The sequence below is a fragment of the Agrobacterium sp. K11 genome, assembly GCF_059429395.1.
Window position 1 is genome coordinate 297,881 of record NZ_JCAHRB010000011.1, and the last position, 20,618, is coordinate 318,498.

Annotated in this window: 19 protein-coding genes; 18 read left to right on the plus strand and 1 reads right to left on the minus strand. The window is 58.7% G+C overall.

Going from position 1 to position 20,618, the window contains the following annotated elements; all coding sequences use genetic code 11:
- The first annotated feature begins 170 nt into the window (after positions 1 to 170).
- The 9 genes from AC5SEO_RS21285 (at position 171) to AC5SEO_RS21325 (ending at position 10,375) form a co-directional block, all read left to right on the plus strand.
- Positions 171 to 1,259 carry a septal ring lytic transglycosylase RlpA family protein gene (locus AC5SEO_RS21285; protein ID WP_025593441.1) on the plus strand — a complete coding sequence of 363 codons (1,089 nt, stop codon included), beginning with the start codon at positions 171 to 173 and terminating at the stop codon, positions 1,257 to 1,259.
- A gap of 76 nt (positions 1,260 to 1,335) precedes the next feature.
- On the plus strand, positions 1,336 to 2,508 hold the full coding sequence (locus tag AC5SEO_RS21290; protein ID WP_003515250.1) for a D-alanyl-D-alanine carboxypeptidase family protein: 1,173 nt from the start codon (positions 1,336 to 1,338) through the stop codon (positions 2,506 to 2,508).
- 137 nt (positions 2,509 to 2,645) lie between these two features.
- Positions 2,646 to 3,320, plus strand: a complete 675-nt coding sequence (gene tmk, locus AC5SEO_RS21295) for a dTMP kinase (RefSeq protein ID WP_003515249.1) — start codon at positions 2,646 to 2,648, stop codon at positions 3,318 to 3,320.
- On the plus strand, positions 3,313 to 4,338 hold the full coding sequence (locus tag AC5SEO_RS21300; protein ID WP_003515247.1) for a DNA polymerase III subunit delta': 1,026 nt from the start codon (positions 3,313 to 3,315) through the stop codon (positions 4,336 to 4,338). Before tmk ends, AC5SEO_RS21300 begins: the two co-directional genes overlap by 8 nt.
- A 104-nt stretch (positions 4,339 to 4,442) precedes the next feature.
- Complete coding sequence (gene metG / locus AC5SEO_RS21305) at positions 4,443 to 5,993, plus strand: methionine--tRNA ligase (RefSeq protein WP_003515246.1); 1,551 nt, start codon at positions 4,443 to 4,445, stop codon at positions 5,991 to 5,993.
- An 11-nt stretch (positions 5,994 to 6,004) separates the two neighbouring features.
- Positions 6,005 to 6,787: a TatD family hydrolase gene (locus AC5SEO_RS21310; protein ID WP_003515245.1), complete on the plus strand. Its 783-nt coding sequence runs from the start codon at positions 6,005 to 6,007 to the stop codon at positions 6,785 to 6,787.
- A gap of 2 nt (positions 6,788 to 6,789) precedes the next feature.
- Positions 6,790 to 7,620: an MBL fold metallo-hydrolase gene (locus AC5SEO_RS21315; RefSeq protein WP_038490991.1), complete on the plus strand. Its 831-nt coding sequence runs from the start codon at positions 6,790 to 6,792 to the stop codon at positions 7,618 to 7,620.
- Positions 7,621 to 7,641: 21 nt separating this feature from the next.
- Entirely contained in the window at positions 7,642 to 9,423 is a 1,782-nt protein-coding gene (locus tag AC5SEO_RS21320) for a chloride channel protein (protein ID WP_013636093.1), read from the plus strand.
- A gap of 178 nt (positions 9,424 to 9,601) precedes the next feature.
- Positions 9,602 to 10,375: a class I SAM-dependent methyltransferase gene (locus AC5SEO_RS21325; RefSeq protein WP_174068353.1), complete on the plus strand. Its 774-nt coding sequence runs from the start codon at positions 9,602 to 9,604 to the stop codon at positions 10,373 to 10,375.
- Positions 10,376 to 10,440: 65 nt separating this feature from the next.
- Here the strand turns inward: AC5SEO_RS21325 and AC5SEO_RS21330 are convergent, their stop codons facing one another.
- Positions 10,441 to 10,821 carry an RDD family protein gene (locus AC5SEO_RS21330; RefSeq protein ID WP_111789223.1) on the minus strand — a complete coding sequence of 127 codons (381 nt, stop codon included), beginning with the start codon at positions 10,819 to 10,821 and terminating at the stop codon, positions 10,441 to 10,443.
- 118 nt (positions 10,822 to 10,939) lie between these two features.
- Between AC5SEO_RS21330 and AC5SEO_RS21335 the strand changes: the two genes are divergently transcribed.
- From AC5SEO_RS21335 to AC5SEO_RS21375, 9 genes are all read left to right on the plus strand, one after another.
- Positions 10,940 to 11,413 carry a ribonuclease H family protein gene (locus tag AC5SEO_RS21335; protein ID WP_013636090.1) on the plus strand — a complete coding sequence of 158 codons (474 nt, stop codon included), beginning with the start codon at positions 10,940 to 10,942 and terminating at the stop codon, positions 11,411 to 11,413.
- Between the two features lie 300 nt (positions 11,414 to 11,713).
- Positions 11,714 to 12,736: a substrate-binding domain-containing protein gene (locus tag AC5SEO_RS21340; RefSeq protein ID WP_113291723.1), complete on the plus strand. Its 1,023-nt coding sequence runs from the start codon at positions 11,714 to 11,716 to the stop codon at positions 12,734 to 12,736.
- A 119-nt stretch (positions 12,737 to 12,855) separates the two neighbouring features.
- Positions 12,856 to 14,349: a sugar ABC transporter ATP-binding protein gene (locus tag AC5SEO_RS21345; RefSeq protein ID WP_003515238.1), complete on the plus strand. Its 1,494-nt coding sequence runs from the start codon at positions 12,856 to 12,858 to the stop codon at positions 14,347 to 14,349.
- Positions 14,346 to 15,290, plus strand: coding sequence for an ABC transporter permease (locus tag AC5SEO_RS21350; RefSeq protein ID WP_003515237.1), 945 nt, complete (start codon positions 14,346 to 14,348; stop codon positions 15,288 to 15,290). Before AC5SEO_RS21345 ends, AC5SEO_RS21350 begins: the two co-directional genes overlap by 4 nt.
- A gap of 1 nt (position 15,291) precedes the next feature.
- A complete protein-coding gene (locus AC5SEO_RS21355; protein ID WP_003515236.1) occupies positions 15,292 to 16,260 on the plus strand; it encodes an ABC transporter permease in 969 nt (322 codons plus the stop codon).
- Between the two features lie 3 nt (positions 16,261 to 16,263).
- Complete coding sequence (locus tag AC5SEO_RS21360) at positions 16,264 to 17,286, plus strand: LacI family DNA-binding transcriptional regulator (protein WP_003515235.1); 1,023 nt, start codon at positions 16,264 to 16,266, stop codon at positions 17,284 to 17,286.
- 33 nt (positions 17,287 to 17,319) lie between these two features.
- Positions 17,320 to 18,369, plus strand: coding sequence for a sugar phosphate isomerase/epimerase family protein (locus tag AC5SEO_RS21365; protein ID WP_019566280.1), 1,050 nt, complete (start codon positions 17,320 to 17,322; stop codon positions 18,367 to 18,369).
- A gap of 11 nt (positions 18,370 to 18,380) precedes the next feature.
- Positions 18,381 to 19,550 (plus strand): Gfo/Idh/MocA family protein, encoded by a 1,170-nt coding sequence (locus AC5SEO_RS21370; protein ID WP_065702520.1) that lies wholly within the window; start codon positions 18,381 to 18,383, stop codon positions 19,548 to 19,550.
- Between the two features lie 124 nt (positions 19,551 to 19,674).
- A complete protein-coding gene (locus tag AC5SEO_RS21375) occupies positions 19,675 to 20,529 on the plus strand; it encodes a sugar phosphate isomerase/epimerase family protein (RefSeq protein ID WP_162696587.1) in 855 nt (284 codons plus the stop codon).
- The last annotated feature ends 89 nt before the right edge of the window (positions 20,530 to 20,618 follow it).

Below are 20,618 nucleotides of genomic sequence, written 5' to 3' on the forward strand. Positions count from 1 at the left end.
ATCGTTAACCACGTTCATTACAATTTTATCGAATTTGCAGAAGTCGTTCGCATTTTTGCCACGTTATGCACAAGATTAAGCGACTGTTAGGTGCTTCGATGGCAGGGGCATGCATCGAGGCAAATGAGGGTGCGGTTCTTCGAGCCTGCAAGCAGCGTGGGGCAGACGATTTGAAATCTACGGTCAAGAAACTCGGCATCAACGCCAGATCGGGCGTGAAGTGGCTTGCAATTTCCGTGCTTTGCGCCGCGACAGCCTCGTGTTCCACCACCTCTGAGACCAAACCGAAGCAGAAGCGCAGCAAGGAATATTTCTCCGAATCGGAATATGGCGTCAAAGCCAGCCCGCGCGTGGCCGACGGCCAGAACATTCCCAAGGGCGGCGGGCGTGAGCTTCTCGGCAATGCCTATACCGTCAAGGGCCGACGTTATTTTCCGAAGGAAGAGCCGGGTTACAACAAGACCGGTCTTGCCTCCTGGTATGGTTCCGCTTTCCACGGCCGCCTGACGGCAAATGGCGAGGTCTATGACAAGGAACATCTTTCCGCTGCGCATCCGACATTTCCCCTGCCGAGCTATGCGCGCATCACCAATATGGAAAACGGTGCATCGGTTCTGGTGCGCGTCAACGATCGCGGACCATTCCATGAAGGTCGCCTGATCGACGTTTCCAGCAAGACCGCAGATCTTCTCGACATGAAGGGCACTGGAACGGCGAATGTGCGGGTGCAATATGCAGGCCGCGCGCCGCTTGATGGGCACGACATGCCTTATCTGATGGCGTCCTATGTTCCGAAGGGCTCTCGTTCTCCGGGTGTTGCGCCGGAAGGGCAGATCGCGACTGGTGTCATGGTGGCTTCGGCTTCGCCGAATTTCGTGCCGGCCCCGACATCCAACCCGAATTACGGTGCTTCGACGCAGACGGCGCTGGTTGGCACCAAAAAGAATGCAGCGCTCCAGGCCATGCCGCTGGTCAACGGCCCCGCACCGGCTTTCGAACAATTTGCAATCCTGCCGGAAATCGGTCCGTTCCTGGCGGAACGCCCGGAAGGCAATTTTACGCGTGAGCCGGCAGCACCTGGCGGCAACTATCTGCGCGTGCCAACGCCGTCGTCCAAATATGCAGCGGCTTATTCCGAGGAATCCTCTGCTGTTTCGAGAACCTCACGTGCGTTCGACAGCGTGCTCGTCGATCGCGGAGCGCTCAACGAGGATTCCATACTTGCCCATGTGAAGCGTCAGCAGGCGAAGACGCGCTGACGGGTTGAAGAGTTTATGGCTGACTTGCGTTTTCGTCGCGAGCGGCGGGTTGCGGCAGGGAAAGCTGGGCGGTTTCATGCACAAGGCCATTCATCGTTCTTTTCTCCCGGTCGCGGCAGCGCTCGCATTTGCGTTTTTCGGTAACGGTCCGGCGCAAGCGCAAACGCAAACAGCACCTTTCATCGCCAAGGCCGAACAGGCCTATATGATCGATGCCGAAACCGGCACGGTGCTGCTTTCCCAGAATGAAAATCAATCCTTTCCGCCCGCTTCGCTTGCCAAGCTGATGACTGTGGAGGTGATGCTGGATGCGCTGGCCAAAGGGCAGGTAACGCCCGAGACAGCTTATCCCGTTTCTGAATATGCCTGGCGCACGGGTGGTGCTCCGTCGCGGACCTCGACCATGTTTGCAGCGCTGAAATCTTCCGTCAGCGTCAACGATCTTCTGACGGGAATTATTGTGCAGAACGCCAATGATGGCTGCATCATTGTCGCCGAAGGCATGGCAGGGTCCGACTCCGCTTTCGCCAAGCGCATGACGGTGAGAGCCGGCGAACTCGGCATGAACCGCAGTGTCTTTGCCAATTCGACGGGTCTTCCCGATCCGGGCAACCAGACGACCGCGAAAGATATGGTGCTTCTCGCCCAGCATCTGCGCGATACCTATCCCGATCGCTATGGGCTTTTCACCAAGCCGGATTTCGAATGGAACCGGATTTTCCAGCGTAACAAGAACTCGCTGCTGGGTAACGGCATAGACGGTCTCGGGCTTGGTTTTGCGGAAGGAAGCGGTTTCGCGGCAGTCGTTTCGGCAGAGCGGGAAGGGCGCCGGGTCTATCTGGCGCTTGGCGGCATCGCTGACGACAAGACGCGGCAGGACGAAGCACGTCGGGTGGTTGACTGGGGGCTGACGGCCTTCGAAAAACGCCATCTTTTTGCAAAGGACGAAGCCGTCGGTTCGGTCAGCGTCTACGGTGGCGACGTCTCGCATATAGACCTGTCGCCCCGGGAAGATGTCAGCGTGCTGGTACCGGTCAATAATCCCGAGCGTATTTCCGGGCGGATCGTCTATCGCTGGCCGCTCAATGCACCGCTCGACACTGGTGCGAATGTCGGAACACTCAAGGTTTTTTCGGGCGAAAGGCTGTTGCGGGAAGTGCCGCTTTATACGAGAACGGCAGTCGGCAAGGGCACGTTGACCCAGAATGCAGCCGGGGCGCTCAAAGAATTGCTGCTGTTCTGGCTCTGATGCCTATCCCGCAAGCCGCAACTTTCCCTATGCTTTTGTTCAGACACCGGATTTTCTGAAAAGCGCTTCACACTTTTCGGTTCGATGCTGTAAACAGGCATTTCGATATTTCTGAGAATTCCTCACAGGACGTGACATTGGCCGAAAAGACCGGATTGTTCATCAGCTTCGAGGGCGGCGAAGGCGCTGGCAAGTCGACGCAGATTCGCACGCTTGCCGAGGCGCTTCGCGACCGTGGTTTCGATGTGATCGTAACCCGTGAGCCGGGCGGTTCGCCGGGGGCGGAGGCCGTTCGCCATGTTCTGCTGTCGGGTGCTGCCGAATCCTTCGGCGTGCGCATGGAGGCAATCCTGTTTGCGGCAGCGCGCAACGACCATGTCGAGGAGGTCATTCGCCCGGCACTGGAACGTGGCGCAATCGTGCTTTGTGACCGGTTTCTTGATTCCTCACGTGTCTATCAGGGTACGACCGGCAATCTGGAGCCGGATTTCATCGAGACGCTGCAACGCGTTGCTATTGATGGCGTCGTACCGGAACTGACGTTGATCTTCGATATCGCCGCCGAAAAAGGCCTTGCCCGGGCCAGAAAGCGTGCGGATGAGGGTGCCGCACCGGACCGTTTCGAAAAAGAGGAAATCGAGACCCACGAGAAGCGGCGTGAAGCCTATCTGGATATTGCGCTTGCCGAGCCGCGTCGTTGTCGGATCGTCAATGCCGATCAGCCGGAAGAAAAGGTGACGGAAGACGTCATGTCATTTGTCGAGCCTTTGCTCGAGCGGCTGGAGACTGCGGCGGGCACGGCGCATGAGTGAGGTTCAGGGCGTTCTCGACGGCGCAATTGCGCCGCAGCAGAACACGAAGCTTTTCGGCCATGGCGAAGCGGAGGCGTTTCTTGCGCAGTCCTATCGCTCCGGCAAGGGCCACCATGCGATCCTGATCGAAGGCCCGGAAGGCATTGGCAAGGCAACACTCGCTTTCCGTTTCGCCAACCACGTACTTACCCATCCCGATCCAGCCACAGCACCGGATTTCCTGGCCGATCCCGATACGGAATCGCTTGTCAGCCGGCAGATCACCTCCGGTGCGTCGCATAATCTGCTGCATCTGACCCGCCCGGCGGATGAAAAGACCGGCCGCGTGAAATCCGCCATCACGGTGGATGAGGTGCGGCGGGCAGGGCACTTCTTCTCGCAAACCTCGGGCACCGGCAATTGGCGTATCGTCATCATCGATCCGGCTGACGATCTCAATCGCAATGCCGCAAACGCCATTCTGAAAATACTGGAAGAGCCGCCAAAGCGGGCGATGTTCCTCGTTTTGTCGCATGCGCCGGGCAAATTGCTGCCGACCATCCGCTCGCGCTGCATGCCGCTCCGGCTGCTGCCGCTTTCGGATGCGGATATGGTGCAGTCGCTCGATCATCTCGGTATCAGCACGGCTGGCGAAAAGCGGGATGCGTTGCTTTCCGCCTCCAAGGGCAGCGTCGCGCAGGCGTTAAAACTGATGAATTACGGCGGCTCCGACATTGTGGAGGCGCTCGCCTCCGTCATGACGGCCGAAGGGCCCGGTGCACGCAAGCAGATGCACAAGCTTGCCGAAGTTCTGGCACAGAAGGATGGCGATATCGTTCTCGGCTTCTTCATGGAGCACGTGACGGAGGAGTTGATGACGCGTGCAAAAGCGGCGGCGATGGCCGGTGATATCGCAGCGGCAGAGAAACATGCGCGCCTTTCGTCGACGCTTTCGGAACGAATTACCGTGGCGCAGGCCTATAATCTCGACAAGAAGCAGATGGTGCTTTCCATTCTGGAAGATGTTCGCGGCGTGTGAGACCCAAGAGATCGTACGGAACGTACGCTTTTGCTTTCGCTGTTGCGAACAATCGTTTAAGAGCGGTCTATCCAAAAAACAGCCTGTAAAGTCGATAGACCGTCATGACAGACAAGACACCCTTCTACATCACCACCGCGATCTCCTATCCTAACGGCAAGCCGCATATCGGCCATGCCTACGAGCTGATTGCGACGGATGCCATGGCACGCTTTCAGCGCCTGGATGGAATGGATGTTTTCTTTCTGACCGGCACCGACGAACACGGCCAGAAGATGCAGCAGACAGCGAGGGCGGAAGGCATTTCGCCGGAAGAGCTGGCGCAGCGCAATTCCGACCAGTTCCGCGAGATGGGCAAGCTGCTCAACGCCTCGAACGACGATTTCATCCGCACCACGGAAGAACGTCATCACGAGACCTCGCGCAATATCTGGAACCTGATGGCCGACAGCGGCGACATCTACAAGGACAGCTATGCCGGCTGGTATTCAGTGCGCGACGAGGCCTATTACGGCGAGGACGAGACGGAAGTGCGCGCCGACGGCGTTCGCTATGGGCCGCAGGGCACGCCCGTCGAATGGGTCGAGGAGGAGAGCTATTTCTTCAAGCTCTCCGAATATCAGGACAAGCTGCTGAAGCTCTACGAGGAGAACCCGGATTTCATCGGTCCCGCTGAGCGTCGAAACGAGATCATCTCCTTCGTCAAATCCGGCCTCAAGGACCTGTCGATTTCCCGCACGACATTCGACTGGGGCATCAAGGTTCCTGATGATCCGAAGCACGTCATGTATGTCTGGGTCGATGCGCTGACCAACTACATTACCGCTACGGGTTACATCGAAGACAAGAACGGTCCGCGCGCAAAATATTGGCCGGCCGACGTGCATATCATCGGCAAGGACATCATTCGCTTCCACGCGGTCTATTGGCCGGCTTTCCTGATGAGCGCCAAGCTGCCGCTGCCCAAGCGGGTTTATGCGCACGGCTTCCTGCTCAACAAGGGCGAGAAGATGTCGAAGTCGCTTGGTAACGTCGTCGATCCGGTCAATCTGGTCAACCATTTCGGTCTCGATCAGGTCCGCTATTTCTTCATGCGCGAAGTCTCCTTCGGCCAGGACGGCAGCTATAGCGAAGAGGGCATCGCCACCCGCATCAACGCAGATCTTGCCAATGGCATCGGCAATCTGGCCAGCCGCTCGCTGTCGATGATCGTCAAGAATTGTGACGGACAGATCCCGACGCCCGGGCCGTTGACCGATGAAGACAAGGCGATGCTCGCCTCCGCCGACGGGCTTCTGGCACTCTGCCGTGAGGAAATGGGCAAGCAGCTCATCCATCGCGCGCTTGCGGCCATCATCGCCGTCGTTTCGGAAACCGACCGCTATTTCGCGTCGCAGGAGCCGTGGGCTCTGAAGAAGACCGACCCAGAACGCATGGGCACAGTGCTTTACGTGACGGCGGAAGTCGTCCGCCAGATCGGCATTCTGTTACAGCCCTTCATGCCGGGATCCTGCGAGAAGCTGCTCGATCTCGTCGCCGCCCCTGCCGACAAACGGGATTTTGCCGCACTCGGCGAAGCCGGACGTCTGGTTCCGGGAACGCCGCTTGAGGCACCGAAGCCGGTCTTCCCGCGTTACGTCGCACCGGAAGCGTGAAGGCGACGACCATGCTGATCGATACGCATTGCCATCTGGATTTTCCCGATTTCGAGGCTGAGCGCGACGATATCATCGCCCGCGCCCATGCTTCCGGCGTTGCCCAGATGGTGACGATCTCGACCCGGGTGCGCCGTCTGCCCGAGCTTCTGAAGATTGCGGAAAAATACCCGTCGGTTTTCTGCTCGGTCGGCACGCATCCGAACAATGCCGACGAAGAACTCGACATTTCGGCCGACGAGCTTGTGCGGCTTGCCGAGAGCCACGACAAGATCGTGGCGATCGGCGAGGCGGGGCTGGATTATTTCTACGACACGCAAAAGCCGGAAGACCAGAAGACCGGCCTCGTTCGCCACATCGAGGCGGCGCGGAGAACCAAGCTTCCGCTCGTCATCCACAGCCGCAGCGCTGATGAGGACATGGCTGCGATTCTGCGTGAAGAAAGCGACAAGGGTGCTTTTCCCTTTATCTTGCACTGCTTTTCCGCAGGTCCTGATCTCGCAAAAACCGGCGTCGAACTTGGCGGTTACGTATCCTTTTCCGGCATTCTGACGTTCCCGAAATCGCAGGATATCCGCGATATTGCAGCCACCGTGCCGCTCAACCGTCTGCTGGTGGAAACGGATGCGCCTTATCTCGCGCCAAAGCGTTGGCGCGGCAAGCGCAATGAGCCTTCTTATGTGGTGAACACGGCGGAAGTGCTGGCCGAGGTACATGGCATCTCGTTCGAGCGCATGGCCGAAATCACCACCGAGAATGCTTTCCGCTGCTTTTCGAAGATGACAAGGGTGTAGGCGTGGCAATCTACCGTCGCCGCTTTACGGTTCTCGGATGTGCGTCGTCTCCCGGCGTACCGCGCATCAACGGCGACTGGGGCGCCTGCGATCCTGAAAACCCCAGGAATCGGCGTACTCGGGCGGCCTTCATGGTGGAGCAGATCGGACCTGATGGCGGTAAGACCACCGTCGTCATCGACACCGGGCCCGATTTTCGCGAGCAGATGATTGCCGCCAAAGTGGAGGCAGTCGATGCGGTTCTATACACTCATGCCCACGCCGACCATTTGCACGGTATTGACGATCTGCGCATCTATTTCGCCATTCAGCAGAGCCGCATTCCGATCTATGCCGATCCAGTCACCATGGCGCGCATCTGGGATGGTTTTGCCTATTGCCTGGAAACACCTCCGGGCAGCAATTATCCGCCGATCGTCGAGCCGAGGATCATCGCCGACATCGACGCGACCCTGATCATCGACGGGGCAGGCGGGTCGATACCTTTCAACGTGCACATGCAGCAGCATGGTGACGTGCACTCGCTCGGCTTTCGGATTGGCAATGTCGCCTATTGCACCGATGTCAGCGATTTTCCGGTCGAAAGCGTGCCCAAGCTTGCCGGTCTCGACGTCCTCGTCATCGACGCGCTGCAGCACCGTTATCACCCCAGCCATCTCTCGCTCGAACAGGCGCTCGGCTGGATCGATAGATTTGCACCCAAAAGGGCGATCTTGACCCATATGCACATTCCGCTCGATTATGACACGGTGATGCGCGAAACGCCTGATCATGTTGAACCGGCTTACGACCAGATGCGTTTCGAAGTCGAACTCGAGATTGAAGCGCCCTAATACCGCCTGAAAAGGAACAGCATGTCGACCCGGCCTTTCCGTGCACCCAGTATGGCGAGCTTCTTCGACAATCTGCGCTCCAGTCGCCTGCGGGCGATGTTCCGGCGCGGCGAGCTGGGGCTGGTGGCTCTCGCCGTCCTCATCGGCATTGCGGCCGGCCTTCTGGTGGCGCTGATCGGCGGATTGAGTACGGCCCTTCATGTGCTGGTCTTCGGTGTCGAGCGGCTGAGCAGCAGTGAACTCTCCGGCTGGATCGTGCTTGCCGGGCCGGTCATTGGCGGCATCGTACTCGGCCTGATCCTCTTCATTCTGTCGAAAACCCGCAAAAAGCCAATGGTCGACCCCATCGAGGCAAATGCGCTGCATGGCGGCCGCCTGTCGCTGACGGACAGCATCATCGTCTGCGTGCAGAACATCGTCTCAAACGGTTTCGGCGCATCTGTCGGGCTTGAGGCAGGCTATACGCAGATCGCCAGCGGTGTCGCTTCCAAGATCGGCATCAAGCTAAAGCTGAGACGAGGAGACATGCGCATCCTCGTCGGCTGTGGTGCTGCTGGTGCCATTGCCGCTGCCTTCAACGCGCCTCTGACCGGGGCATTCTATGCCATAGAACTCATCATCGGCACCTATACCGTCGTGACACTCGCGCCGCTCATTGTCTCTGCGCTGGTTGCCAGCATCGTGGCAGGGCTTATCGGCGGACATGGCTTGTCCATCGATATCTACGATGCCAGCCGTGTGACGCCGCCGGATTATGTACCGGCCATCTTTCTCGGCGTGGTATGTGCGTTTATCGGCATCGTGCTGATGCAGACGGTCTCCCTTATCGAGGAAACGGCCCGCAAAAGCGCCATTCCCGGATGGCTGCGTCCAACAATCGGTGGCGTGGCGGTGGGCGCACTTGCGCTGATTTCACCGCAGGTCCTGTCGAGCGGCCACGGTGCGCTCCATCTCAACATCGATGCCGATCTGACGATATACGGGCTGGCCGGGCTTTTCCTGCTGAAGGCTGCGGCGAGCGCGATTTCCATCGGCTCGAATTTCCGCGGCGGCCTGTTTTTTGCCTCGCTGTTCATGGGGTCGCTGGTCGGCAAGATTTTCGCACTCTGCGCACCCTATATCGGCTATGGCTCGACAGCACCCGTGGTCTACGCCGTGGTCGGCATGAGTGCTTTTGCCGCCGCCATTATCGGCGGTCCTCTGACGATGACGTTTCTGGCGCTGGAACTGACCGGAGACTTCCAGATCACGGCTTTGGTGCTGGCGGCCGTCATCACGACATCGCTCGTGGTACGCACCACCTTCGGTTACTCCTTCGCCACCTGGCGTTTTCACCTGCGGGGCGAAAGCATCCGCAGCGCCCACGATATCGGCTGGATCCGCGACCTGACGGTGGGCAAGATGATGCGCGCCGATATTCGCAAGGCCAATGTCAGCATGGGACTTCCGGCCTTCAAGGAGAAGTTTCCGCTAGGCTCTACGCAGCGGGTTATCATGACACACGATGACGGGCGTTATGCCGGCATGGTCCTCGTGCCGGAAATCTACGCCGATCCGATGGATCGCGATCCCTCCAAGATCAGCCTCGAGACCTACCTCAATTACAAGAACGACGTGCTGCTGCCGGCGATGAACGCACGTCAGGCGGCGGCAGCCTTCGATGCTACCGAAAGCGAAGCTCTGGTTGTCGTCAACGACAAGATCGAAAACCGACCCGTGGGCCTGCTGACGGAAAGCCATACGCTGAGGCGGTATAGCGAAGAGCTCGAGCAAAGGCGCCGGGAGGCGTCAGGAGAGTTATAAATCACATCAGGAAACTGCACTTATATCTTGAAATATATAGGTTTATTATGATCTATATCTCGGGGCCACAGACTTCTGATTTTCCAGCGATGTCGCATGGGCTAACTTGGCATCACATTGTGAAGCAAGCTGTCATTCGCCGCAGCGGATGCGATTTGAGTACTCAAAGGAATAGACCATGGATGGCGGCAACTTCGATCTCAAGGAGGAAATCCGCGATTATTGGTCGAAAAGATCAGAGACTTTCGATCTGGCCTTTGGACACAAGATAGCAGCTGGCGCCGAGGCCAATGCATGGCAGAAGCCGATCCGCGACCTGATGGGACCTGAGCCGAAACATATCCTTGAACTGGCCTGTGGCACCGGCGAGGTGACGCGGCTTATTCATGATCTCGGCCACGAGGTCACGGCACTCGACTTTCCAGAAGCGATGTTATCCGTAGCGCGCGCCAAACATGCGGGAAAACCAAGGCTACGTTTCGTGATGGCGGATGCCGAAAACACCATGGAGCCGGATGCGTCCTATGATGCGATCATTTGCAGGCATCTGGTCTGGACACTGACGCAGCCTGAGGAGACCTTCCGCGAGTGGTTCAGGCTGCTTCGTCCGGGCGGTCGGCTCTTGTTTTTCGATGGTGACTGGGCAACGCCAAAACCGGCAGGGCGTCTCGCCAGCCTTTTGATCCGGCTCATCGATCTTTCGGTGGGGGCCGACAAGAATTACGATGGTGCCCAAAGCAGCCATCATGCCGCAATCATGAAGGCGCTTCCGTTCGGGCAGGGGTTGCGCCCGCAGATGCTGAAGCCGCTCCTGATCGCCGCCGGCTTTACCGGCATCGAACTGCACTCACATGCCCCGATTGCGAGAGCGCAGCGGAAAAACACCAACCTGCGCAACAGGCTGCGAACTTTCGTCTACCGTCGTTTCATCCTGACCTGCCGCCGTCCTTGAAACGGGACTGGTAATGGGAAACGGGAAAGGTGAGGGGTTGAGTGTGAAATCACACAACCACAAACTCAGCGGTCCTTTACAATCGCACCACCCGAGAAATGGTCGCGGTACCAGGGCAGAAACCATATTGCGAGCGGGCCGAAGACCATGCGATAGAGCGCTTGCGTAAAGGTCAGTCTTTCGCCGGTGCGCCGGACGACCTTTAATCGCATTAGCAGTTTTCCGGGAGTTGCCATGAAGGCGCTGCTTTCGAAGGCCGGGAAATAGCAAAACAACACGGATGCCAGCCATAAAAGCGTTATACCCATCAGAGGTGTCGGCGGTTGCCCCGCTGGAGCGTCCATATACTGCGGTAGCCACTCTGCGGCGATGAATGTCGGTGCAAACGCCACACTGATGAGCAAGATGAGATCGACTATTCCTGCGACGATGCGTTTGAAGATCATGTTTCATCCCTGGACGTGAATCTGACTCGAATAAGATGATTGTACAAGCTATCTACAGAAAACACCCGAAAGCGCTGTCAGTCTTTCCAAACGCCTTTGACGCAAGGAAACGAGCTACATGACTGCTCCACTCGTCATCTACGCGGATGGTTCATACGACCCCGTTGCATTATCGGGAAGCTGGGCATTCATCGTGTTTGAAACCGAGCGGCAGATCCATGCTGCGCGAGGAACGGAAATCGGACTTACGAACAATTCGTTTGAAGTCATGGCGGTCATGAATGCACTTTTATGGCTCGATGCACAGGCTCCAGGCCGGCCAGCCAAGCTCTGGACAGACTCCGCTCACGTGATGGAAGGTTGCCATCGCTGGCGCGAAATCTGGCGGAGCAACGGGTGGAAACGCATCAATCCAGATTCGCGAAAACGCAAACGACAGATACCAGATGGCGGTCTGTGGCAGAATGTGGATCGTTTGCTCCTTTGTAATCCGAACGTCGAGATAGCGTGGTGCAAGGGACATTCCGGTATAGCCGGGAACGATCTCGCGGATGCTTTGGCCCGTACCAAGATGGTGGATGGGGGCAATTAGTCTCACGCCACCCGGTCTATAGACACACGCCAGCAGCTTGTTCTTGTTGAAGTAGCGGAGCCTCAAGCTGTCCGCACATGAACAAAATTGGGGCGCTGTCGGCCCTGAAATCCACGCCAGTATGATGCCGCTGTTCCTCCTTAAATTGCCGTCCCATCTCTCCGCCAAGGGTCTGCAATTTGCTGTGGCAACGGGTGCATAAAAAATCCCAGCTGGGTTGACTCATTTATGAAACCGGTTACATTCCCTCATGTAAACGGTTTCATCGGTTAAAAACCGTGCTTGGAGGAGCAAATTTTCATGTTTAAACATTTGATGGCTGCTGCCGCTATGGTGCTGGCGGCGGGCACGTCCGTGCATGCTCAGGAACAGAGCTTCAAGATCGGTCTTTCCAATTCTTTCGTCGGCAGCGAGTGGCGCACGCAGATGATCGAGGAAGCCCAGGCTGCCGCAAAGGCGTGGGGCGAAAAGGGCGTGAAGGTCGAAGTCGTCGTTCAGAGCGGTAATGTCGATGTGCAGGGGCAGATCGGCCATATCCGCAATTTCATGAACCAGGGCGTTGATGCGATCCTCATCAATCCCGGCAGCCCGACTGCCTTTGATCCGATCTTCGCTCAGGCGAAGGCACGCAACATTCTCGTCATCGCAACCGACGCGGAAGTGTCCTCTAAGGACGCGATCTATGTCGGCATCGACCAGAAGGCCTGGGCGGCACAGTCCGCACAGTGGCTTGCGGATTCGCTGAAGGGCAAGGGAAGCGTCGTCGCGATCAACGGTATCGCCGGCAATCCCGCCAACGAAGCCCGCGTCGCCGGTTACCGCGAAGTGTTCAAGAAATATCCTGATATCAAGGTGCTGAACGAAGCCAATGCGAGCTGGGATCAGGCGCAGGGTCAGCAGGCAATGCAAAACCTTCTCGCCACTTATCCCGATATCAGCGGTGTGTGGGTGCAGGACGGCATGGCCGATGGCGCATGGCGCGCAATCGAAGCCGCCGGCAAGACCAAGAACATCGCCGCGACAGGTGAAATCCGCAAGGACTTCATGACGCGCTGGGAGAAGGAAAAGTTCAACTCCGGCGCCTCCGTCAATCCTCCGGGTGTCATGGCCAGCGCGCTCAACGTTGCGGTTCTGAAGCTGCAGGGCAAGGAATTCAAGGACGGCATTTTCGGCGGTACCTACGGCAACGCCATCTATATTCCGATACCCTTCGTGAGCAACGACAACCTCGCGGACAACATCAAGTCCGCCGAAGGTAAGCCGGGCTATTGGTCTGTCACGGCAACCGTGACGCCGGAACAGGCTGGCGAGTTCTTCAAGTAAGATCAGTCTCGGGCTGGCCGCAAACGCCAGCCCGAAACCTGAAATTCGAATGTGGACCGCGTATTGCGCGCGTCCGCCAGTGACGAAGCACAATGACAAGTAAAATTCGGGGACATGCGATGGCGAACGCTCTGGAAGCGGCCGGCATACAGAAGAATTTTGGCGCCGTGCGTGCGCTTTCCGACGGCAGGCTGACCGTTGGTCGCGGTGAAATTCACGCGTTGCTCGGTGCGAATGGTTGCGGCAAGAGCACGCTCTGCAAGATCGTTGCAGGTGCGGTCGCGCCGACCAGCGGCACCATCCGGTTCAACGGCGAAAACGTGCGCTTCAAAAGCCCGCGTGACGCCGAAAATGCCGGCATTGCGCTGTTTTATCAGGAGCTAAGCCTCATTCCGCAGCTTTCCGTCGCTGACAATATTTTTCTCGGTCGCGAACCGAAGCGCGGCGTTTTTGTCGACAGCAAGGCCCTGAAAGCCGAGGCGCGCAGGCTGATCGCGCTGTTTGACGGTGTTGCCGGCACCGGTCTGGAGCCGGATGCGATCGTCGGCAATCTGCCGCCCGATCAGCGCCAGCTCGTCGAAATCCTGAAAGTTTTCGCCCAGAATGCCAGACTCATGATCATGGATGAGGCGACAGCGGCCCTCGATGGCCGCCAGTCTGAGCGTTTTTTTGAGATACTCAGAGCCAAGAAGGCGGACGGTATCTCCACCATCATGATTTCCCACCGGCTCGATGAGGTTTTTGCTGTCTGCGACCGCATCACCGTCATGCGTAACGGTGCGACCATTTCGGAACTCGACACCGCCGCTACCACCCGCGAGGCCGTGGTGCATGACATGGTCGGCGATGTCCGCGCCGCGCCTGCCCGCCAGCAGGGACGCGCAGGTTCAGCGCCCAGCCTGAAGGTGACGGACGTTGCGGGCGAGGGTGTTCGCGGTGTCAGTCTTGAAGCCTATCCGGGTGAAATCGTCGGTTTGGCGGGATTGCAGGGGCAGGGCCAGTCGGCCTTGCTGAAGGGCCTGTTCGGCGCAAGCCCCTTTGCCGCCGGGCAAATCCAGTTCGAGGGCCGTGATGTCGCCATCGGCAAGCCTTCGCAGGCGGTTCATAACGGTTTTGCCTATGTGTCGGGCGACCGCGGACGTGATGCCTCGCTTCAGGGCCGGTCGATCTTCGAAAATCTTGTTGCAGCTCTGATGGTGCGCGAAAAGATGAGACTGGTCCGGCCCGCGACGCTGAAGCCGCGTGTGCAGAAGGTCGCGGACGACATGAAGACGAAGTTTGCTGGCATGGATATGCCGATAGGCACGCTCTCAGGCGGCAACCAGCAGAAAATCTTCATTTCCCGCTGGCTTGCCACCGCACCGAAACTGCTGCTGCTCGATGATCCGACCAAGGGTATCGATCTTGGCGCCAAGGCCGATCTCTTCGCGCTTATGCGCCAGCAGGCTGACGCGGGCGCGACCATTCTTCTCTATTCCTCGGAAGATGCGGAAATCCTCGAATATGCCGACCGCATTCTCGTCTTCAACGGCGGACGCATTTCTGCGGAGCTGACCGGAGCCGACATGACATCCGTCAACATGACCCGCGCCGCCTATGGAGACGCCGCATGAATTCCCTCGGTTTTATGCGTAAGCAACCCTGGATCATAACTCTTGTGGTTCTGGCCGTTCTCATCGGCGTCAACACGTTTCTGCAGCCGTCTTTCGTGCAGCCGGCCGTATTGCAGTCGAACCTGACGACATTTCTTCCCCTTATCCTGGTCGCCATCGGTCAGACCTATGTCATTCTGGCGGGGGATATAGATCTGTCGGTCGGAAGCATCGTAGCGCTCGCCAATGTCGTTACCGTCAGCGTCATCGCTGCACTTGGCGGAACGGCAGGTGCCGTCTTCGCAGGTATGGGAGCGGGAGTTGCGGTTGGACTGATCTGTGGGCTGGTCAACGGCCTGTTCATATCCGGCCTGCGTTTCCAGCCCATCGTCACCACATTCGCGACGGGCATCATCTTTGCCGGTCTGGCGATCTGGGTTCTGCCGCAGGCCGGTCTTCCCGTGCCGGAAGCCTATTGGCAGACCTATTCCGGTAGTTTCATCGGTTTGCCTTTCGTGCTGTGGATGCTGTTGGCTGGTATTGCCTTTACGCTCGTTGTGTCGCGCATTCCGTTTCACGTGCATTTGTTGGCCGTGGGCGGCAATCGCACGGGCGCTTTCCAGACGGGCCTGCGCCTCTCCGGCATTCGCATTGGCGCCTACATGATTTCCGGTCTGTTTTCGGCGCTCGCAGCGCTGTGCCTGACGGGCGAGACCGCCTCCGGCGACCCCTTGCTCGGTGCAAGCCTGGCGCTCTCCTCCATTTCGGCGGTCGTTCTTGGCGGCACAGCACTTTCCGGCGGGTTCGGCAGCTCGACAGGATCGATCGCCGGCGCGCTGGTGCTGGGCATGATCGGCAATGTGATTTTCTTTGCGGGCTTGCCCTTCGAGTACCAGACATTGGTGCAGGGGTTGATCGTGCTGACGGCACTTGCCGGTGGCGTTCTGGTGACGAGGCGTTGAGATGACAAATTCCGGTTTGAAAATCAAATCCATCATCACCGATCCGCTGACCATTGCGATTGGCGCGTCAGTCTTCCTGCTGCTGGTCGGCGAACTGTTGTCGCCCGGCTTCGCACAGGGGTCGCAGATCGTGCGGCTGCTGACGATCGCCGCCATTCTCGGCATCGTCGCGGCGGGCCAAAATCTTGTGATCCTCGGCGGACGCGAAGGCATCGATCTGTCCGTCGGCGCGATGATCTCGCTCGGCGCGGTCCTTGCCGGTAACATGATGAACGGACAGAATGTCGGAATACCGCTCGCCATACTGGTCGCAGGTGGCATTCCCTTCCTGATCGGCCTCATCAATGGCCTCGGCATCACCTTCGTGCGCATTCCGCCGCTGGTCATGACACTCGGCATGACAGCGGTGATCCAGGGCGGGCTTGTGGTCTATTCGCAGGGCGTTCCATCAGGTGCGGCGGCGCCCCTCCTGGCGGGTTTCATCAACCGGCCTCTCGTTTTCGGTATTCCCGGCGTCCTCTTCGTCTGGCTTGGCATTGCCGCGATCATGCTGTTCGTGCTGCGCCGCACGGCCTTCGGCTTCTCCATTTACGCCATCGGCTCCAACGAGCGGGCGGCGACGTTGGTCGGATTGCCCGTGTCTTTGATCCGCACGCTGCTTTACGGCCTGTCCGGCCTGTTTGCCGGTCTGACCGGGGTCTGCGTGATCGGTTATACCGGCACCTCCTTCATTTCTGTCGGCGACCAATATGTCCTTCCATCGATCATCGCTGTTGTCATCGGCGGCACTTCGCTTGCCGGTGGTGCGGGCGGATATATCGGAACCATGGCCGGGGCAGTTGCGCTCACCATTCTGCAAAGCGTACTGATAACGCTCAACCTCGATGTATGGGCCCGGCAGATCATATTCGGTGTCACGTTACTTGCGCTGATGCTGCTTTATGGCCGCCAAAAGCAGTTGCGTGTGTGACAGATGAGCAAAGACCAAGGTTCGAATATCAGGGAAGTTGCAGCTCTCGCGGGCGTTTCGATCGCGACCGTGTCACGGGCGCTGCAACAACCCGACAAAGTCCGCCCGGAAACGAGGAAGAAGGTTTTCGATGCCGTCAGGCAGGCGAACTTTGTTCCCAACGCCCAGGCCGCAAGCTTCAGGCGTCAATCCAACAATACCGTCATTCTTCTCGTTCGCGATATCGGCAACCCGTTTTATCTCGAGATCTACAAGGGCGTGGAGGAAGCGGCGGGGGAGGCGGGCTTCAAGGTGCTCATGGGCGACGCCCGTAACGACGAAAACCGCGTGGCGACACATATCGACATGGTCAGGCAGAAACATGCTGACGGCCTCATCCTGATGACCGGCCAGTTTCCTTCAGAGCTTCTCGGTCAGGGTGACGCGCTGCCGCCGATCGTCATCGCTTCGGAAACCGTGCCAGGCATCGCGCTGCCCACCGTCAAGGTCGATAACCGCGCCGCGTCCAAAAACGCCGTGCATCATCTGATCGAAGCAGGGCACACGAAGATCGCACATCTCGCCGGACCTTTTCCGGAAAGTCTGGCACAGGAGCGTTTCGAGGGCTACCGCGACGCGCTTGAGGAAGCGGGTATCGGTTACGCGGATGAACTCGTCGTGACAGGCGATTACAGCATCGAAGCCGGTAGACAGGCGATTGCCGGACTTCTCGAAAACGGCATTTCCTTCACCGCCATCTTCGCCTCGAGCGACCAGATGGCGATTGGCGCGATCAGCGAGCTGCGCGGGCGCGGGCTGTCCGTGCCGACCGATGTCTCGGTCATTGGCTTCGACGATATAATTTTCGCCAATGCCTTCGAACCACCGCTAACGACAGTGCGCCAGCCCCGGCAGGAAATGGGCCGCAAAGCCATGGCGCTGATGGTCGACCGGCTTAATGGCAAACGCACGGCCGAAACCATCGTGCTGGATACGGAACTGGTGGTGCGCGGCTCGGTCGCGCCCTGCCGTTCGCCGCACCGGTAGCGGCCAGACTGTGAATGCAAGGAGTGTAAGGACATGAAGACGATCAAAGGCCCGGCGATTTTCCTCGCGCAATTTGTCGGGGACAAGGCACCCTTCGACACGCTCGACAATCTCGGCCAATGGGCGGCTTCCCTTGGGTACAAGGGCATTCAGGTGCCGACCGATCCCAAGCTCTTCGATCTCGAGAAAGCTGCCGCTTCCAAGGCTTATTGCGATGATATCAAGGGACGTCTGGCCGAGACAGGCGTCGAGATCACCGAGCTTTCAACCCATATTCAGGGCCAGCTCGTCGCTGTTCATCCTGCCTATGACGAGATGTTCGACGGTTTTGCGCCCGCCGAACTGCGCGGGAAACCGCAGGCGCGTCAGGAATGGGCGGTCAACCAGCTGAAGTGCGCGGCGAAAGCCTCGCAGCATCTGGGCCTCAAGAGCCATGCGAGTTTTTCCGGCGCGCTGGCGTGGCCTTTCATTTATCCCTGGCCGCAGCGCCCCGCAGGTCTTGTCGAAATGGCCTTTGCTGAACTCGGCAAGCGCTGGACGCCCATTCTCGATACATTCGAGGAGAATGGCGTCGATCTCTGCTACGAGCTGCATCCCGGCGAAGACCTGCATGACGGCATTACCTTCGAGCGTTTTCTGGAGGCGACCGGCAATCATTCCCGCGCCAACATCCTTTATGATCCCTCGCACTTCGTACTTCAGGCGATGGATTATCTTGATTTCATCGATATCTACCACGAGCGCATCCGGGCCTTCCACGTCAAGGATGCCGAGTTCAATCCGACCGGGCGGTCCGGCGTCTATGGCGGTTATCAAGGCTGGGTCGACCGGCCGGGGCGCTTTCGCTCACTCGGCGACGGGCATGTCGATTTCGGCGCGGTGTTTTCCAAGCTCACCCAATACGACTTCGAAGGATGGGCCGTGCTGGAATGGGAATGCGCGCTGAAACACCCGGAGGACGGGGCGCGTGAAGGTGCCGGCTTCATCGAAAATCACATCATCCGCGTGACTGAGCGGGCTTTCGACGATTTCGCCAAAAGCGGCGTCGATGATGCCGCCAACCGTCGCCTTCTCGGGCTTTGAAAGGGATAGACATGTCCTCCGCAACAGCAAGATTTAATAGCCGCCGCATTCGTCTCGGCATGGTGGGTGGCGGTCAGGGTGCCTTTATCGGCGCGGTGCATCGTATCGCCGCGCGGCTCGACGACCGTTACGAATTGGTCGCCGGTGCGCTTTCCTCCGACCCGGCACGCGCCAGCGCTTCGGCAACCCTGCTAGGCATTGCGCCCGAGCGGTCCTACGCTTCGTTTGAGGAGATGGCGTCGGCCGAGGCCGGTCGTGAAGACGGTATCGAGGCGGTCGCCATCGTCACCCCCAATCACCTGCATTTCGCCCCGTCCAAGGTCTTCCTCGAATCTGGCATCCACGTCATCTGCGACAAGCCCGTCACAGCGACGCTGGAGGAGGCCAAGGAGCTGGCGAATATCGTGAGGGCATCCGACAGGCTGTTCATCCTCACGCATAATTACACCGGCTATGCCATGTTGCGGCAGATGCGGGAGATGGTGGCCAACGGCGCCATCGGCAAGCTGCGCCATGTCCAGGCCGAATATGCGCAGGACTGGCTGACCGAAGCGGTCGAAAAGACCGGCGCAAAGGGAGCGGAATGGCGCACCGATCCGAGCCGCTCTGGCGCGGGCGGGGCAATCGGCGACATCGGCACCCACGCTTTCAACGCCGCCGCCTTCGTGACCGGTGAAATTCCCGCGAGCCTCTACGCAGATCTCACTTCCTTCGTTCCGGGCAGGCAGCTGGATGACAGCGCCAATATTCTGCTGCGTTACGAAAGCGGCGCGAAGGGCATGCTCTGGGCAAGCCAGATCGCTGTCGGCAATGAAAACGCCCTGTCGCTCAGGGTCTATGGCGATAAGGGCGGCCTTGAATGGCACCACCGCGTGCCGGACGAGCTGTGGTTCACACCTTACGGCGAGCCCAAGCGGCTGATTACGCGCAATGGCGCGGGCGCAGGCGCTGCCGCAAACCGCGTCAGCCGTGTGCCATCAGGGCATCCGGAGGGATATCTCGAGGGTTTTGCGACGATCTACCGTGAAGCCGCAGACGCAATCATCGCAAAAAGGGAGGGAAAAGCAGCCGCCGGGGATGTGATTTATCCCGGCATAGAGGACGGCCTTGCGGGTCTCGCATTCATCGATGCGGCCGTGCGGTCCAGCCTGACCTCGTCCTGGGTAGAGATCGACATCTAGATCACTGGATATCGGGGACTGACGACGCAGGGCATCGGAGGTTGTGCTCAGCATTACCTAATTGTTCGGAAGATCACGGGCAGGCGTGTCGTCATATTGATCAAACGGAAAGGGAGTTACGCGTTTGAAAATGTTCAAGTCAAAATTCGCAAAGATGGCATTCGTCGTCGGACTGGCGGCCGGTTTCGCAAATCCGGTTTTTGCCGATGACAGCAAGACGCTGCCGATTGCCGCGCAGATGTACACATTGCGCAACGCCGGAACGCTTGAAGAGCAGCTTGCCATCCTCAACCGCGCGGGCGTTTCCGCCGTGGAAACGGTGGATATGCAGAAGGTCAGCGCCAGCGAGCTGAACGCGCTTCTGAAAAAGCACAAGATCAAAGTCATTTCCTCGCATGTGCCGATCGACAAGCTTCGCGGCAATCTCGACGAGGTCATCACCGAGCAGAAGGCTGTCGGCAATCCGGTCGTGACCGTGCCGTTCCTCAAGCCCGAAGACCGCCCTAAGGACGCTGCAGGCTGGACAGCCTTCGGCAAGGAACTTGGCGGATATGCCGACAAGCTTTCCGCGGCTGGCCTCTCCATGGCCTATCACAACCATGATTTTGAAATGGTCAAGTTCGACGGCAAGACGGCGCTTGAACTGCTGCTCGATGCCGCAGGCCCGAAACTGCAGAGCGAACTCGACGTCGCCTGGGTGGCGCGCAGCGGCAATGATCCGGCTGAGTTCCTCGGCACTCTGAACGGTCGGGTTTTTGCAATCCACGCCAAGGACAATGCACCGGCCGGCACGGCCGAAAACGAGCGCGGCTTTGCAACGATTGGCACCGGCGTTCTCGACTGGAAGACGATCCTGCCGGCGGCCAAACATGCCGGCGCACAGTGGTTCATCCTTGAACACGACCTTCCGCTCGATGCCGAAGCGGTCGTGACCAAGGGCAACGCGTTCCTGAGCGAGCGCCTGCCGACCATTCAGTAAACACTGCCAGTAAAACCAGAACCGCACCCCGGCGGCCGGTTTCGCCGGGGTGCATAAGGTTCGACAGACGCATGATGAAGTTTCCGCCG